This window comes from Enterobacter cloacae complex sp. SYL003 (assembly GCF_049236925.1).
Taxonomy (GTDB): Bacteria; Pseudomonadota; Gammaproteobacteria; order Enterobacterales; family Enterobacteriaceae; genus Enterobacter; species Enterobacter intestinihominis.
In genome coordinates this window covers 288,957-302,963 of record NZ_JBMKJK010000004.1, presented here as the reverse complement: position 1 = coordinate 302,963, position 14,007 = coordinate 288,957, and the positions used below count along the sequence as shown (strand labels likewise).

General features: G+C 53.9%; 16 protein-coding genes and 2 tRNA genes. 8 read left to right on the top strand and 10 right to left on the bottom strand.

Annotation, left to right across the window (positions count from 1 at the left end; translation table 11 throughout):
* Positions 1 to 27 precede the first annotated feature (27 nt).
* From ACOT1A_RS07710 to ACOT1A_RS07700, 3 genes are all read left to right on the top strand, one after another.
* Positions 28 to 150 (top strand): hypothetical protein, encoded by a 123-nt coding sequence (locus ACOT1A_RS07710; RefSeq protein ID WP_254909560.1) that lies wholly within the window; start codon positions 28 to 30, stop codon positions 148 to 150.
* A gap of 179 nt (positions 151 to 329) precedes the next feature.
* A complete protein-coding gene (gene glgS, locus ACOT1A_RS07705; RefSeq protein ID WP_026080713.1) occupies positions 330 to 530 on the top strand; it encodes a cell surface composition regulator GlgS in 201 nt (66 codons plus the stop codon).
* 172 nt (positions 531 to 702) lie between these two features.
* Positions 703 to 1,173: an Hsp20 family protein gene (locus ACOT1A_RS07700; protein WP_105322715.1), complete on the top strand. Its 471-nt coding sequence runs from the start codon at positions 703 to 705 to the stop codon at positions 1,171 to 1,173.
* 303 nt (positions 1,174 to 1,476) lie between these two features.
* On the opposite strand, the gene ACOT1A_RS07695 is transcribed toward ACOT1A_RS07700, so the two are convergent.
* The 3 genes from ACOT1A_RS07695 to mdtK all read right to left on the bottom strand — a co-directional run bounded on the left by ACOT1A_RS07695 (position 1,477) and on the right by mdtK (position 3,161).
* A tRNA-Val gene (locus tag ACOT1A_RS07695) sits at positions 1,477 to 1,553 on the bottom strand.
* Between the two features lie 4 nt (positions 1,554 to 1,557).
* A tRNA-Val gene (locus ACOT1A_RS07690) sits at positions 1,558 to 1,634 on the bottom strand.
* A gap of 153 nt (positions 1,635 to 1,787) precedes the next feature.
* A complete protein-coding gene (mdtK, locus tag ACOT1A_RS07685) occupies positions 1,788 to 3,161 on the bottom strand; it encodes an MdtK family multidrug efflux MATE transporter (protein WP_032622176.1) in 1,374 nt (457 codons plus the stop codon).
* Positions 3,162 to 3,386: 225 nt separating this feature from the next.
* Here mdtK and ACOT1A_RS07680 point away from each other — a divergent pair, with 225 nt between their 5' ends.
* Positions 3,387 to 4,028, top strand: coding sequence for a riboflavin synthase (locus ACOT1A_RS07680; protein ID WP_022647892.1), 642 nt, complete (start codon positions 3,387 to 3,389; stop codon positions 4,026 to 4,028).
* Positions 4,029 to 4,058: 30 nt separating this feature from the next.
* Here the strand turns inward: ACOT1A_RS07680 and cfa are convergent, their stop codons facing one another.
* Positions 4,059 to 5,207 carry a cyclopropane fatty acyl phospholipid synthase gene (gene cfa / locus ACOT1A_RS07675; RefSeq protein WP_022647893.1) on the bottom strand — a complete coding sequence of 383 codons (1,149 nt, stop codon included), beginning with the start codon at positions 5,205 to 5,207 and terminating at the stop codon, positions 4,059 to 4,061.
* Positions 5,208 to 5,505: 298 nt separating this feature from the next.
* Positions 5,506 to 6,705 (bottom strand): purine nucleoside transporter PunC, encoded by a 1,200-nt coding sequence (punC, locus tag ACOT1A_RS07670; protein WP_023299943.1) that lies wholly within the window; start codon positions 6,703 to 6,705, stop codon positions 5,506 to 5,508.
* 112 nt (positions 6,706 to 6,817) lie between these two features.
* Here punC and punR point away from each other — a divergent pair, with 112 nt between their 5' ends.
* A complete protein-coding gene (gene punR / locus ACOT1A_RS07665) occupies positions 6,818 to 7,729 on the top strand; it encodes a DNA-binding transcriptional activator PunR (protein ID WP_022647895.1) in 912 nt (303 codons plus the stop codon).
* Positions 7,730 to 7,746: 17 nt separating this feature from the next.
* On the opposite strand, the gene purR is transcribed toward punR, so the two are convergent.
* Entirely contained in the window at positions 7,747 to 8,772 is a 1,026-nt protein-coding gene (gene purR, locus ACOT1A_RS07660; RefSeq protein WP_006809011.1) for an HTH-type transcriptional repressor PurR, read from the bottom strand.
* 297 nt (positions 8,773 to 9,069) lie between these two features.
* Between purR and ACOT1A_RS07655 the strand changes: the two genes are divergently transcribed.
* Positions 9,070 to 9,159 (top strand): YnhF family membrane protein, encoded by a 90-nt coding sequence (locus ACOT1A_RS07655; RefSeq protein WP_003857632.1) that lies wholly within the window; start codon positions 9,070 to 9,072, stop codon positions 9,157 to 9,159.
* A 160-nt stretch (positions 9,160 to 9,319) separates the two neighbouring features.
* Positions 9,320 to 10,486, top strand: coding sequence for an MFS transporter (locus ACOT1A_RS07650; protein WP_421625511.1), 1,167 nt, complete (start codon positions 9,320 to 9,322; stop codon positions 10,484 to 10,486).
* Positions 10,487 to 10,523: 37 nt separating this feature from the next.
* On the opposite strand, the gene sodB is transcribed toward ACOT1A_RS07650, so the two are convergent.
* Positions 10,524 to 11,105, bottom strand: a complete 582-nt coding sequence (gene sodB, locus ACOT1A_RS07645) for a superoxide dismutase [Fe] (RefSeq protein WP_063853905.1) — start codon at positions 11,103 to 11,105, stop codon at positions 10,524 to 10,526.
* A gap of 122 nt (positions 11,106 to 11,227) precedes the next feature.
* Positions 11,228 to 11,986 (bottom strand): C40 family peptidase, encoded by a 759-nt coding sequence (locus tag ACOT1A_RS07640; RefSeq protein WP_023299947.1) that lies wholly within the window; start codon positions 11,984 to 11,986, stop codon positions 11,228 to 11,230.
* A 338-nt stretch (positions 11,987 to 12,324) separates the two neighbouring features.
* On the opposite strand from ACOT1A_RS07640, the gene grxD reads away from it, so the two are divergent.
* Positions 12,325 to 12,672 (top strand): monothiol glutaredoxin 4, encoded by a 348-nt coding sequence (gene grxD / locus ACOT1A_RS07635; RefSeq protein ID WP_003832760.1) that lies wholly within the window; start codon positions 12,325 to 12,327, stop codon positions 12,670 to 12,672.
* Positions 12,673 to 12,750: 78 nt separating this feature from the next.
* Here the strand turns inward: grxD and rnt are convergent, their stop codons facing one another.
* A complete protein-coding gene (gene rnt, locus ACOT1A_RS07630; protein WP_003857625.1) occupies positions 12,751 to 13,410 on the bottom strand; it encodes a ribonuclease T in 660 nt (219 codons plus the stop codon).
* A 96-nt stretch (positions 13,411 to 13,506) separates the two neighbouring features.
* Positions 13,507 to 13,914: a lactoylglutathione lyase gene (gene gloA / locus ACOT1A_RS07625; protein WP_022647898.1), complete on the bottom strand. Its 408-nt coding sequence runs from the start codon at positions 13,912 to 13,914 to the stop codon at positions 13,507 to 13,509.
* Positions 13,915 to 14,007: the final 93 nt, after the last annotated feature.

Here is a 14,007-nt window from a genome sequence, read left to right as displayed (position 1 = left end):
TTATTCGAACTGATAAGACGCTTGCAGGTGGAAACCCACCTGAACGCGCTGGGCGACCTGTTACAGCGTCTGGCATTAAAGCACGCCGTTCGCACCTTCCGGCTACATGGCGAACTTACTGCATGGCTGGCGTTTATGTTTTCTGCGTGAGTGATAAAAGGGAGGGAAAATCATGACCAGAGCTGAAGAGTTTTGTCGTTCCTGAAATGTGAACACTGGCAGAGTGATGCGCACACATCGCTCAAAAAACGATCTTTTTCAGGCGGATACTGAGATCAGAAAAGCATATGACCTTGAACAGGAATCACAATGACTGGAGGGATATGCTAATGAAGCGACAAGATATAAACGCATTAAAGAATTTTGATTTTCTGGCACGCAGTTTTGCCCGTATGTACGCCCTGGGCCAGCCAGTTGATATCGATGCCGTGACCGGCAATATGAGTAATGAACAGCAGGCATGGTTCCGGGAGCGATACGACCACTACCGAAAGCAGGCTGAGCGGGCGAGAGTAATAGAACTGCGATGATGTAACGAACAACGGGCTTAACGGGCCGTTGCGTTTTTTAGGTTCCAGCTACATTTTGCAGGCTCCTGAGGTTGAAATATTGTGCGGTAACCGCATATAGAAAGCGGGTAAGGAATACCTGCCCGTAAGACATGAACTTTTTGAATATTCTTTTTTACTGTTCAGGAGGTACATGATGACTCTAAGAGCTTTTCCCATGTTGAACGATCTCTCCGACTCTCTGTTTGCGGACCGTTTTAACCGTATCGATCGCCTTTTTAGCCAGCTAACCGGCAGTACGCCGTTGCCCTCCACGCCGTCTTACAATATCCGGCGGGTGGGTGATAACCGCTATGAACTGACGCTCAGCGTGCCGGGCTGGAAAGAGAGCGAACTTGAAATTGAAACCGTTGGCGGTCAGCTGAATATCAGCGGTAAACGTGAAGCGGAGAAAACCGAAAACGGCGAAGAAGGGTGGATCCATCGGGGTATCAGCCGCAGCGACTTCCGGGCCAGCTATAGTCTGCCGGAACATGTGAAAGTAACCGGCGCTTCGCTGGAAAACGGCTTGCTGGCGATTGAATTACACCAGGATATTCCGGAAGAAGAGAAACCGCAGCGAATCGCCATCAACAACAACCCGGCAATTGAACATAAGCCGTAATCGTTGACTGATGTTGTTTTCACGCCCGGCAAACGCCGGGCGTTTTGCTAACCTGATGGGGCGCTTTTCTGGCTACTGGCTATTTAAGTCGCGAATGCTGTAACGGTTTCTTGCTGCTGCACCAGGACCGCCTCCAGCTCCATTTTTTGAAGTCGTCAATGCTTTGCCTGGACGGATAAAAAATGTCATATGCCATTCCGCTTTTCCCGGCACGCGCGGGCTGGAGGTTAATTTCGATGTGTTTAAAGAGTTTGCTGCCCCTGCACGAGGCTGAACGGGAATGAAATGTGCGAGGAAACTGATTGGTGCGTCTGAATGGACTCGAACCATCGACCCCCACCATGTCAAGGTGGTGCTCTAACCAACTGAGCTACAGACGCATAATGGTGCGTTCAATTGGACTCGAACCAACGACCCCCACCATGTCAAGGTGGTGCTCTAACCAACTGAGCTATGAACGCATTGTGTTGTCGGTGACAACGGGGACGAATATTAGCGGCACAGCCCCAAGGTGGCAAGAGGGAAAATGCATTTTTCTCTCTGATTTCACGCGATTGCTTCATTACCGCGCAAAGTGAAGAGAAAGTAGCCGCCAGCCGGCGGCTACTGTGTCATTAACGCGCAGCGCGTTGCAAAATTACCGCAGACGACTGACGTTGCAGGAAGCGCATGCGCAGCATCATCATAATGGCTGCAGACGTTAAGCCGATGATAAAGCCCATCCAGAATCCGGCTGGCCCCATGCGATCCACCACCAGATCCGTGAGCGCCAGAATATACCCACTCGGCAGGCCCAGAACCCAGTAAGCGATAAAGGTGATAAAGAAGATGGAACGCGTATCTTTATACCCACGCAGCACGCCGCTGCCAATTACCTGGATAGAGTCAGAGATCTGGTAAATGGCCGCCAGCAGCATCAAATGCGAGGCCAGGGTCACTACTTCCGGGTTGTCGTTATAGAGCAGGGCAATTTGCTCACGCAACAGCACGGTAAAGAGCGCGGTACAGACTGCCATGCAGACGCCGACGCCCAGCCCGGTGCGGGCTGCCGTTTGCGCATCCAGCGTCGAACCTTGCCCCAGACGGAAGCCCACGCGAATCGTCACCGCAGCAGCCAGGGACATCGGCAGGACGAACATCAAAGAGCTGAAGTTCAGGGCGATCTGGTGGCCTGCCACGTCAATAATCCCTAACGGCGAGACCAGCAGGGCGACAACGGCAAACAGCGTCACTTCAAAGAACAGCGCCAGCGCAATGGGCAGACCCAGTTGGGTAAGGCGGCTCATCATCGACCAGTCAGGCGTGCTAAAGGCGGTGTCGTTACGAATGTCGCGCATGGATCGCGCATGTTTAACGTAGGTGAGCATACAGCCGAACATCACCCAGTACACCGCAGCCGTCGCCACGCCACAGCCCACGCCGCCGAGTTCCGGCATGCCAAAATGACCGTAGATGAAGATGTAGTTCACGGGAATGTTCACCAGCAAGCCGATAAAGCCCATCACCATGCCCGGCTTGGTTTTTGCCAGCCCTTCACACTGGTTACGAGCCACCTGGAAGAAGAGATAACCGGGCGCGCCCCAGAGCAAGGCGCGCAGATAACCGACTGCTTTATCTGCCAGCGCCGGGTCGATATTATGCATGGCGCGAATAATATACCCGGCGTTCCACAGGACGATCATAATCAGGACGGAGACACCCCCGGCCAGCCAGAAGCCCTGGCGCACCTGATGGGCTACGCGGTCGCGTCGACCGGAGCCGTTAAGCTGCGCGATAACGGGCGTCAGCGCCAGCAGCAGGCCGTGACCAAACAGAATGGCCGGGAGCCAGATTGAGGTTCCGATCGCCACGGCGGCCATATCGGTGGCGCTGTAACCACCGGCCATTACCGTATCCACAAATCCCATTGCGGTTTGGGCTACCTGCGCGACGATCACCGGTATGGCCAGTGCCAATAACTGACGCGCTTCGATCATATACTTCTGCACGTGTACACCTTTGTATTGTAGTTATTTGAGAGACTAAAAAGGCCGCCGTTACTGGCAGCAAGAAGAAAAAACAGAGGGATGCCAGCTATTGTAGCGGGGTTTAACTAATTATCTAGTGAAAAAATCGCCAGAAATTGCGCATCACTGGCAACCTGTTTTTTCAACTGTTATTGTGGTGGGATTATACGGTGTCATCGCCGTTCGGAATGAACAGGAGCTGTAAGCATGTTTACTGGTATTGTGCAGGGCACTGCCAAAGTGGTGTCCATTGATGAAAAACCGAATTTCCGCACTCACGTAGTTGAGCTGCCTGAATATATGCTCGACGGCATTGAAACCGGGGCGTCGATAGCGCATAACGGCTGCTGCCTGACGGTGACCGAAATTAACGGTAACCAGATAAGCTTTGATTTAATGAAAGAGACGCTGCGCATCACTAACCTGGGTGAGCTGGTGGTGGGGGATACCGTCAACGTTGAACGCGCGGCGAAATTCAGCGATGAGATTGGCGGGCATCTGATGTCGGGCCATATTATGACCACCGCAGAAGTGGCGAAAATCGTGACCTCGGAAAATAACCGTCAAATCTGGTTTAAGGTGCAGGATCCGTCATTAATGAAATACATCCTTTATAAAGGATTTATTGGCATCGATGGGATTAGTCTGACCGTCGGTGAAGTGACGCCGACGCGTTTTTGCGTGCATTTAATTCCTGAAACGCTGCAACGTACTACGCTTGGCGCAAAAAAACTGGGGCAGCGCGTAAATATCGAAATTGATCCGCAGACCCAGGCGGTCGTGGATACCGTTGAGCGCGTGCTGGCGGCGAAAGAGGCGGCGATAATAAAGGCCGTGGAAGAAGAATAAAAAATAACCCCGGTTACCCGGGGTTATTTTTCAGCGGGCCACGCGCAGGCCGTGCTCAATCCCACGACTAAACACCACCTGCCACAGCTGTATATCCCGCGCGCGGAACGCACCCGCGCAGGCATTCAGATAATAGCTGAACATCCGTTTGAATCGTTCCGAATAGTTGTCGGCGATTTCAGGCCATGCAGCCTGGAAACGTTCATGCCAGGCCATCAGCGTGGTGTCGTAATCTGCGCCGAAGTTATGCCAGTCTTCCACAATAAAATGCGGTTCGCTGGCGTTCGCAATCTGGCGAACAGAGGGCAAACAACCATTCGGGAAGATATATTTGTTGATCCAGGGATCCACATTGTTATCGGTGCGTTTAGAGCCGATGGTGTGTAGCAGGAAAATTCCGTCAGGCTTCAGGTTATGGTCGGCGACGTCGAAATAAGTCTTGTAGTTCTTTGGCCCCACGTGCTCGAACATACCCACGGAAACAATCCGATCGAACTGCTCATTCAGGTCGCGGTAATCCTGAAGCCGAATATCGACATCCAGACCCAGACAGCGTTCCTGTGCCATCTTCTGCTGTTCAGCTGAAATCGTGACGCCGACTACGCTGACACCGTAATGTTTCGCCATAAACCAGGCAAGGCCGCCCCAACCACAGCCGATGTCCAGCACGCGCATGCCGGGCTGCAACTGCAACTTATCGCAAATCAGCTGTAGCTTATCCTGCTGCGCCTCTTCCAGGGTTGTCGCTTTTTTCCAGTATCCGCAGGAATACTGCATTAACGGGTCGAGCATACGGCTGAAAAGATCGTTGCCCAGGTCATAATGCTCTTTACCGACGATCCACGCGCGCTTTTTACTTTGCAGATTGAACAGGCGGGCGGAAGCGATACGTAAGGTATCTTTGAAATGACGAGGGAGCTGATTTTCAAGACCGGCGCGTAAAACGCTGGAGAAGAACATATCCAGCCGCTCACACTCCCACCAGCCGTCCATATAGCTTTCACCCAGCCCTAACGATCCCTCCTGTAACACGCGTTTGAAAAAATCGGGATGTTTAATCTGGGGATCGGAGGGGGATGAGCCATTAATCGTAATGCCCGCACGTCCCAACAGTTCACTGACGATCCGGGACCAGTTATCGTCCGGAACGCTGACTTCTTCTATACACGATGAACTCATAGCTTCTCCATCACCTTGCTGTGATCAGAACCTTAAAACAGCGTAGACGCTTTTTTGGTTTGTGAGAAATCTCACGGTAAAGGCCCGCGAGGCTGATATCCGACGTAGAACAGAGGAAGGGAGATAACCCTTGCCGAAATGCCTTCCATGGTAAAACGGGAGCGCTCCGGCTCCCGTTAACACTTAATATTTATCGTATTTAATCGAACCAAATTCAGTATAGGCCGCAAAATTTGGTGATTCAACAGAAAATTGTTAGCAACCTAATCACTGGTTTTTAACATAGTTTCCCGCGTAATCAGGCGTGCGACGTTTCTGTCTGCGCGTTTTCACTCTGCTCGCGATGGGCGGAGGACTGCATGCGATAACCCAATCCTGCCAGCACAACGGTGACCAGCATCACGCTGGTGGTGGTGAGCAGCGGGGTTGCAATCAATGCAGAGACCACGAGACTTGCCAGGAAGCACAGGCCAAGTTGCAGGGTATTTTGCAGCGCGGCAGCGCGGCCTGTCGCCTGAGGGAATGGACGCAGCGCCTGGGCTACAACAATAGGGTAAATGGCCCCGTTAGCGATCGCCATGACGCAGAACGGAATCAAAATTTCTGCAAGCCCGGCGCCGGGAATAAAGCCGACAGCCCAGGTCGCAATCACGCTTAGCGCATACAGCACCAGCAGCCAGGGCAGCATCTGCTGGCCTTCCCATTTTTGCAGCGCGGCGCGACAGCCATAGCCACCCACCAGGAAGGCGATGGTCTGTGGTACATAGCTCAGGCCGATAGCCGCCGGGCTGTAGCCCATGTCATGCAAAATGAACGGTGAACCGGTAAGCCAGGCAAAGAAGCTGGCAGAGCAGGCGGCATAAATCAGCACGTTACCGCGATAGGCTTTCGACCGCAGTAAAGAGGTAAAGGTGATGGGCTTCGCGTCCGGATGCGTCTCTTTTTTATGCGCAGGTTTAAGCCCGAACGCGGGCAGCATCAGGACCAGCGTGATCGCAAAGAGCGTGGCGAAAATGGCCTGCCAGTCGAAATGCGCCAGGATCCAGCTGCCCAGCAGCGGAGCGAGCGCCGGAGACAGGCCGACCAGCGGCATGATGGTGGCGAAAATGCGGTTAGTGCGTGAGGCGGGGTAGTAATCGGTCACCAGCGCCTGCCAGGTGACCGCTGCGGCACAGACGCCGACCGCCTGAATAAAGCGCAACACCAATAACCAGGCGGCATCGCGGACCCACAGCATGCCCAGACAGCCTACGGCAAAAATCGCCAGTCCCAGCAACAGAACGGGCTTACGGCCAAAACGATCAGAGAGCGGTCCCCAGAGTAGTTGCGCAAAAGCAAAACCTGCAAGGAATAAACTCAAACTGGCGCTGATGGCGGCGGCAGGAGTTTGCAAATCTTCCTGCATCGCGGCGAAGGCGGGCAGATACATGTCGGTCGCCAAAAAGCCCAGCACGCTTAAGCCGCCGAGCCAGACTAAAAATCCTTTCCTGGGTTGCACTTTTTTTCTCCTGAGGAGGCAGGTGTACGTTGGCGCAGAGTGTAGGGAGTGCAAAGCGGCTTGTGAAACGCTAATATTTGGTGGGTGCATTCAAAAAATTTGCAGGCTAAAGATGTGGTCAGATTATTCCCTTGAAGTGGTTGATGCCGTGGCGCGTAACGGCAGCTTTACTGGTGCCGCCCAGGAGTTGCACCGCGTTCCCTCGGCTATCAGCTATACGGTGCGCCAGCTGGAAGCGTGGCTGGCGGTCCCGCTGTTCGAGCGGCGCCATCGCGACGTGGAGCTCACGCCTGCCGGAGCGTGGTTTTTGAAGGAAGGGCGGTCTGTTATCAAAAAAATGCAGATCACCCGTGAGCAGTGCCAGCAGATCGCCAACGGCTGGCGCGGGCATCTCGCTATCGCGGTGGATAACATCGTTAAGCCGGAGCGGACCCGGCAGATGATCGTCGATTTCTATCGTCATTTTTCCGACGTCGAACTGCGTGTGTCGCAGGAAGTGTTCAACGGCGTATGGGATGCGCTGGCGGACGGCAGGGCGGAGATGGCGATTGGTGCAACCCAGGCGATCCCGGTTGGCGGGCGCTACGCGTTTCGCGACATGGGCATGCTGAGCTGGACCTGCGTGGTCGCGCGCGATCACCCGCTGGCGGCGCTGGACGGGCCGCTGAGTGATGACACCTTACGCAACTGGCCCTCGCTGGTGCTGGAAGATACCTCCCGCTCGCTGCCCAAGCGCATTACCTGGCTGCTGGATAATCAGCGCCGCGTGGTTGCGCCGGACTGGGAGTCGTCAGCCACCTGTCTGAGCGCGGGGCTGTGCGTTGGCATGGTGCCGGTGCATTTTGCGCGCCCGCGCATCGACGCGGGAGAGTGGGTGGCTCTGACGCTGGAAAACCCTTTCCCGGATGCTGCATGCTGTCTGACGTGGCAGCAAAACGACGTATCGCCCGCCATGGCCTGGCTGCTGGATTATCTGGGAGACAGCGAAACGCTTAACCGGGAGTGGTTGCGGGGACCAGCGTAGCTGGCCCCGTAAAGAGATTAACGTCGGTAGTCGCGGAACGGACCGTCGGCAACGGAACGGCGTTCAATCAGGCGCGGGTGGACTTCAATGGACTGGGACTGTTCTCGCTTGTTGACGATCCTGTCCATCAGCATATTGAAGGCCGTTTCACCCAGCGAATCTTTCGGCTGGTGAATGGTGGTCAGCGCCGGGGTAAAGAAACGGGCGTTGCGAACGTTATCATAGCCGATCACCGAGATGTCCTGCGGAACGCGCAGGCCGAGTTCATCCGCCGCGCAGAGCGCGCCCATTGCCATGATATCGCCGCCGCAGAACACAGCGGTAGGGCGATGCGGCTGGGAGACGATCTGCTGCATGGCGCGATAGCCCGACTCCGGTTCGAAATCGCCCTGGACAATCCAGTTTTCTGGCACGGTAATCAGCGCCTCTTCCATCGCTTTCATGAAACCGGCCAGACGGCCAGCACCGGTGTTACGCTCCAGCGGGCCCGGGATCACGCCAATTTCACGATGCCCGCGTTCTACCAGATAACGCCCGGCCATGTAGCCGCCTTCAAAGGCGTTATCAATAACAGAGTCGGTGAAGTCTGCGCGCGCCTCGCCCCAGTCCATCACTACCATCGGAATGTGGCGATACTCTTCCAGCATGGAAAGCACCGACTCAGGGTATTCAGAACACATGACCAGCAGGCCGTCGACGCGCTTTTGCGCCATCATCGACAGGTAAGCGCGCTGTTTTTCAATGTTGTTCCACGCGTTGCCCAGAATCAGGGTATAGCCTTTCTGAAAGCAGTTTTTTTCAACGGCTTCGATGATTTCAGCAAAGTAAGCCGCTTCACTGCTGGTGGCCAGCAGGCCAATCGATTTGGTGTGATTAACCTTCAGGCTACGGGCGACCGCACTTGGCGAGTAGTGCAGTTCTTTGATTGCCGCCCAAACGGCATTACGCGTCTCTTCTGCGACGAAACGCGTTTTGTTAATAACATGTGATACGGTTGTAGTGGAAACGTTTGCGCGTTTTGCTACGTCTTTAATTGTTGCCATTAAGTGTCACTCCAGACCATATCCTAAGCTCCTGAAAAAAATGAAGGTAAACGTTTGCCTTCTCTCACCCTTATTACGCAAACATGAGTTGCGACACGCCGGGAAAACGACACAGGACGTCAGGAGGGGGTCAGTGGCCGGTACGCTAATAAATTTAGCGTGGAATTTTGTCCTATCTTGATGAAAAGGGGAAGAGGTAAAGTGGATATCCGTTTAAATCCTGGAAGATTTTTGACCTGAACTGTGTAAAAATGAGCAAGCTCACTTTTCGTAGGGTGAATAAAAGGAGAAAAATTGATGAGTACCGATCTGAAGTTTTCGCTGTTTACCACCATTGTTGTTCTTGCCCTGATTGTTGCGGGTGGTTTAACCGCTGCGCTGCACTGATTTAGGTGGAGGGAGAGTCTTCTCCCTCCCTTGCCGCTATTGTTACCTCTCCGGCAAAAATCTTTTGCCAAAATGTTAACTTCTCATTTTTTGTGATTGATGTCATGCTTTTGCCTTCTTAGTCTGTGCCGGGTAACGGCACGGTATCCGGAGTCTTTTCATGAAAATCAATTTTCCCCTGCTGGCCCTGGCGATTGGCGCCTTTGGGATTGGCACCACTGAATTCTCCCCGATGGGGTTATTGCCTGTTATCGCCCGGGGTGTGGACGTCTCTATCCCTGCGGCCGGTATGTTGATTAGCGCCTATGCGATCGGCGTGATGGTGGGCGCACCGCTGATGACGCTGCTGCTTTCGCACCGCGCGCGACGCAATGCGCTGATTTTCCTGATGGCAATTTTTACTCTCGGAAATGTGCTTTCCGCGATTTCGCCGGATTACACCACGCTGATGCTTTCCCGTATTCTGACCAGCCTGAACCACGGCGCTTTCTTCGGGCTGGGCTCGGTTGTTGCCGCAAGCGTAGTGCCAAAACATAAGCAGGCCAGCGCGGTAGCCACTATGTTTATGGGCCTCACTATCGCTAATATCGGCGGCGTTCCCGATGCCACCTGGCTCGGAGAAGCCATCGGCTGGCGTATGTCTTTCCTCGCAACCGCCGGACTGGGCGTGGTCGCGATGGTCGCGCTGTTCTTCTCGCTGCCGAAAGGAAGTGCGGGAGAACGTCCGGAAGTACGTAAAGAGCTGGCGGTGCTGATGCGTCCTCAGGTGTTGTCCGCGCTGCTCACCACGGTGCTGGGGGCAGGGGCGATGTTTACGCTCTACACCTATATCTCCCCGGTGCTGCACGACATTACCCACGCAACGCCACTCTTTGTTACCGCGATGCTGGTGCTGATTGGTGTCGGGTTCTCGATTGGCAACTATCTCGGCGGGAAATTTGCCGACCGCTCCGTCAGCGGGACGCTGAAAGGTTTTTTAACGCTGCTGATTGTCATCATGGTGGCGATCCCGTGGCTGGCGCGTAACGAAGTGGGCGCCGCGGTTGCCATGGTGGTGTGGGGCGCCGCAACCTTTGCCGTGGTGCCGCCGTTGCAGATGCGCGTGATGCGTGTTGCGCATGAGGCGCCGGGGCTCTCATCATCCGTGAATATCGGTGCGTTTAACCTGGGAAATGCGCTGGGAGCCGCAGCGGGCGGGGCGGTGATTTCCGGTGGTTTAGGTTACAGCTTTGTGCCGGTGATGGGGGCGGTCATTGCCGCACTCGGCTTGCTGCTGGTGTTGATGTCCGGGCGTAAACAGCCAGAAGCGGTGTGGACGGCGGAATAAATAAAAACGCAGAAGGGTTGCCCCTTCTGCGTGTCCCTTATGCGGCGAAGTTCTTCGCAACAAATTCCCAGTTAACCAGTGCCCAGAAATGTTCCAGGTAGTTCGGGCGCGCATTACGGTAATCAATGTAATAGGCGTGTTCCCATACGTCCACGGTCATCAGCGGCGTTGCGCTGGTGGTCAGAGGGGTACCCGCATTAGAAGTGGAAACGATAGCCAGTTTGCCATCAGCCTCTCTTACCAGCCAGGTCCAGCCGGAGCCAAAGTTTTTAACGGCTGCGTCAGTAAATTTCGCTTTGAAATCCGCGAAACTGCCGAACGCGGCGTTAATCGCTGCGGCCAGCTCACCGGTAGGTTCTCCGCCTGCATTTGGAGCCAGGCAGTGCCAGTAGAAGGTGTGGTTCCACACCTGAGCGGCGTTGTTGAATACGCCACCGTCTGAACTGCGCACAATCTCTTCCAGCGTTTTGCCTTCAAAATCGGTGCCCTTGATCAGGTTATTCAGGTTGGTGACATAGGTCTGGTGATGCTTGCCGTAATGGTACTCCAGGGTTTCCGCTGAAATGTGCGGAGCCAGGGCGTCTTTTGCATACGGTAGTGCAGGTAATTCGAACGACATTGCTACTCTCCTTATAGTTTTATACGTTGCCAATAACCCTACAGACAACAAGGACAGAATAGCAAATTGAAAGGGTATGCAAAAGAGGAACTTACCCCGCCACGGAGGCGGCAGGGCAGGGTCTAGCGAATGGTTTTTGGCGTCATCACTCGGCGCGCACCCACATAGTGGCGCACCCAGTAATCTTCACTGAGGGAGGTGATCTGAATGTCCTGACCGCTGCGCGGTGACTGGATAAATTTACCGTTACCCACATACACCCCAACGTGATCGGCCGTGCCGCGTCCCTGGGTGCGGAAGAACACCAGGTCGCCATTTTGCAGTTCGCCACGGTTTACAGGCGCGGCGTCGCGCAGATGGTACATCTCATTGGCGGTGCGTGGAATGCGAAACTTCACCAGATCTTTATAGGCATAATAAACCAGCCCACTACAGTCAAAACCGGTGCGCGGAGAGGTGCCACCCCAGCGATATGGTTTACCTATTTGCCCCATCAGTTTATTCATCGCCGTTTTTTGCGCTTTCTGCATACGCGCTTTATGCACGTCAGCCAGCTTCGTCACTTTTGCGCATTTCGTTTTATGGCCTTTGCGCACAGTGCATTTATCATTCACCAGGCTGGCGGTCGTGCGAGTGGTTTTGTGCGTGCCGGAACGGAGAGTTTTGGTTTTACTGGAGGCGGTCTTTTTGGTGTGAGCGGTGGTTTTCTTCTTTACTGTTTTGCTGGTGGTTTTTTTCTTACGTTCTGTGGTTTTTGCCAGATGCGTTTTTTGTACAGCAGAATGCCGCGCCTGTTCGGAGGCGTTCGCCGCTGGCGTAAATGAGAGTGTGGTAAACAGTAAAGCACAGAGCGTCATCGAGATTTTAGTTATCCGCGCCACTGGGCAGTCCCCTGATAAGTGCGAGCCAAAATACATACCCGCATGAGATTTACAAAACCAGTCGATTCTAATCCATAAAATCGGAATAAGTTAATAGCATTTTTCATTCAAAAAATGTGTTTCGTTAGCAAGTGCAAAAAAATTCACCATTCTGTCGCACTCTTGTTCGCTCCTTAAGCAAAACCGCACGGCGCGCAGCCTTAAACGTCATTATCAATGCAACTTTACGCGATAGCGGATAAAATAATGAGACGTGACAAAAATGTTATTTTCCGATGTCGGCCTGACCCGCTACAATGTCAGACTGATGCCGTAACAGAAGTTAAAGGAAGCAAGACATGAGCACCACTATTGAAAAAATTCAGCGCCAGATCGCTGAAAACCCGATTCTCCTGTACATGAAAGGTTCTCCGAAGCTGCCAAGCTGCGGCTTCTCCGCGCAAGCGGTTCAGGCGCTGTCCGCCTGTGGTGAGCGTTTTGCTTACGTTGATATCCTGCAAAACCCGGACATCCGCGCTGAGCTGCCAAAATACGCAAACTGGCCGACCTTCCCACAGCTGTGGGTTGACGGTGAACTGGTTGGCGGCTGTGATATTCTGATTGAAATGTATCAGCGCGGCGAACTGCAACAGCTGATCAAAGAGACTGCGGCGAAGTATAAAACCGAAGAGCCGGACGCAGAATAAGTTTTCTGCGGATATAAAAAAGCGACCACATTATGTTGGTCGCTTTTTTTTGTCCTGTGGGGCTGTTGATTACCCAGTCTACGATTGAAGATCGGCCTCGTCGCCCATCGGCAGCGGCCAGCCACCCAGACGTTTCCAGCGGTTGACGATCTCACAGAACAGCTCCGCTGTACGCTCGGTATCGTATAACGCGGAATGCGCCTGAGTGCCGTCAAACGCAATACCCGCCGTGATGCAGGCTTTAGAGAGCACGGTTTGCCCCAGCGCCAGGCCGCTCAGCGCGGCGGTGTCGAAGGTCACAAACGGATGGAATGGATTACGTTTTAGCGAGGCGCGCTCGGCGGCAGCCATGGTGAAGCTGTGATCGAACGTAGCGTTGTGGGCCACCATGATGGCGCGGCTACAGTCATTCTCTTTCATGCCCTTGCGCACCATTTTGAAAATGGCGTGCAGCGCCTCGTATTCGCTTACCGCCCCGCGCAGCGGGTTTGTCGGATCGATACCGTTAAAGGCCAGCGCCTCTGGCTGTAAGTTTGCGCCTTCAAAGGGTTCAACGTGGAAATGCAGCGTGGTGTCCGGTACAAGCCAGCCCTGTTCATCCATCTTCAGCGTGATGGCGGCAATTTCAAGCAGCGCATCGGTTTTAGCGTTAAATCCGGCTGTTTCTACATCAATGACAACGGGATAAAAACCACGAAAACGGTCGCACAGACCGGTAAATTGAGCGTTATCGGACATCAGGGTCTCTTACAAGGGGGAAAAAGCAGTGCGCATTATGGCAAATTTTGAGAGGGGATGCAGCAAAACAACGGGCGCATAGTGCGCCCTGCGGGATCAATTGCCCAGACCGCGACCAGCGTCTTTAGCTTCGATCAGTTCGATTTTATACCCGTCCGGATCTTCAACAAACGCAATCACGGTGGTGCCGCCTTTAACCGGACCGGCTTCACGGGTGACGTTACCGCCATTGCTGCGGATACGTTCGCAGGCTTCAGCCGCGTTATCCACTTCCAGCGCGATGTGGCCGTAAGCCGTACCCAGCTCGTAGCTGTCCACGCCCCAGTTGTAGGTCAGCTCGATGACCGCTTCTTCAGATTCCGGGCCGTAACCGACAAACGCCAGAGAGTATTTATATTCCGGATTTTCGCTGGTGCGCAGCAGCTTCATGCCCAGAACGTTAGTGTAGAAATCGATGGAACGTTGCAGGTCGCCAACGCGCAGCATGGTGTGAAGTAGGCGCATAATTTCCTCATTAACCAGTGGAATGGATTATCTTTTTGAACAGAAACGATGTTTTAGTATAGCGGCGAAAGGTCGCCGCTATCAATGTACAAA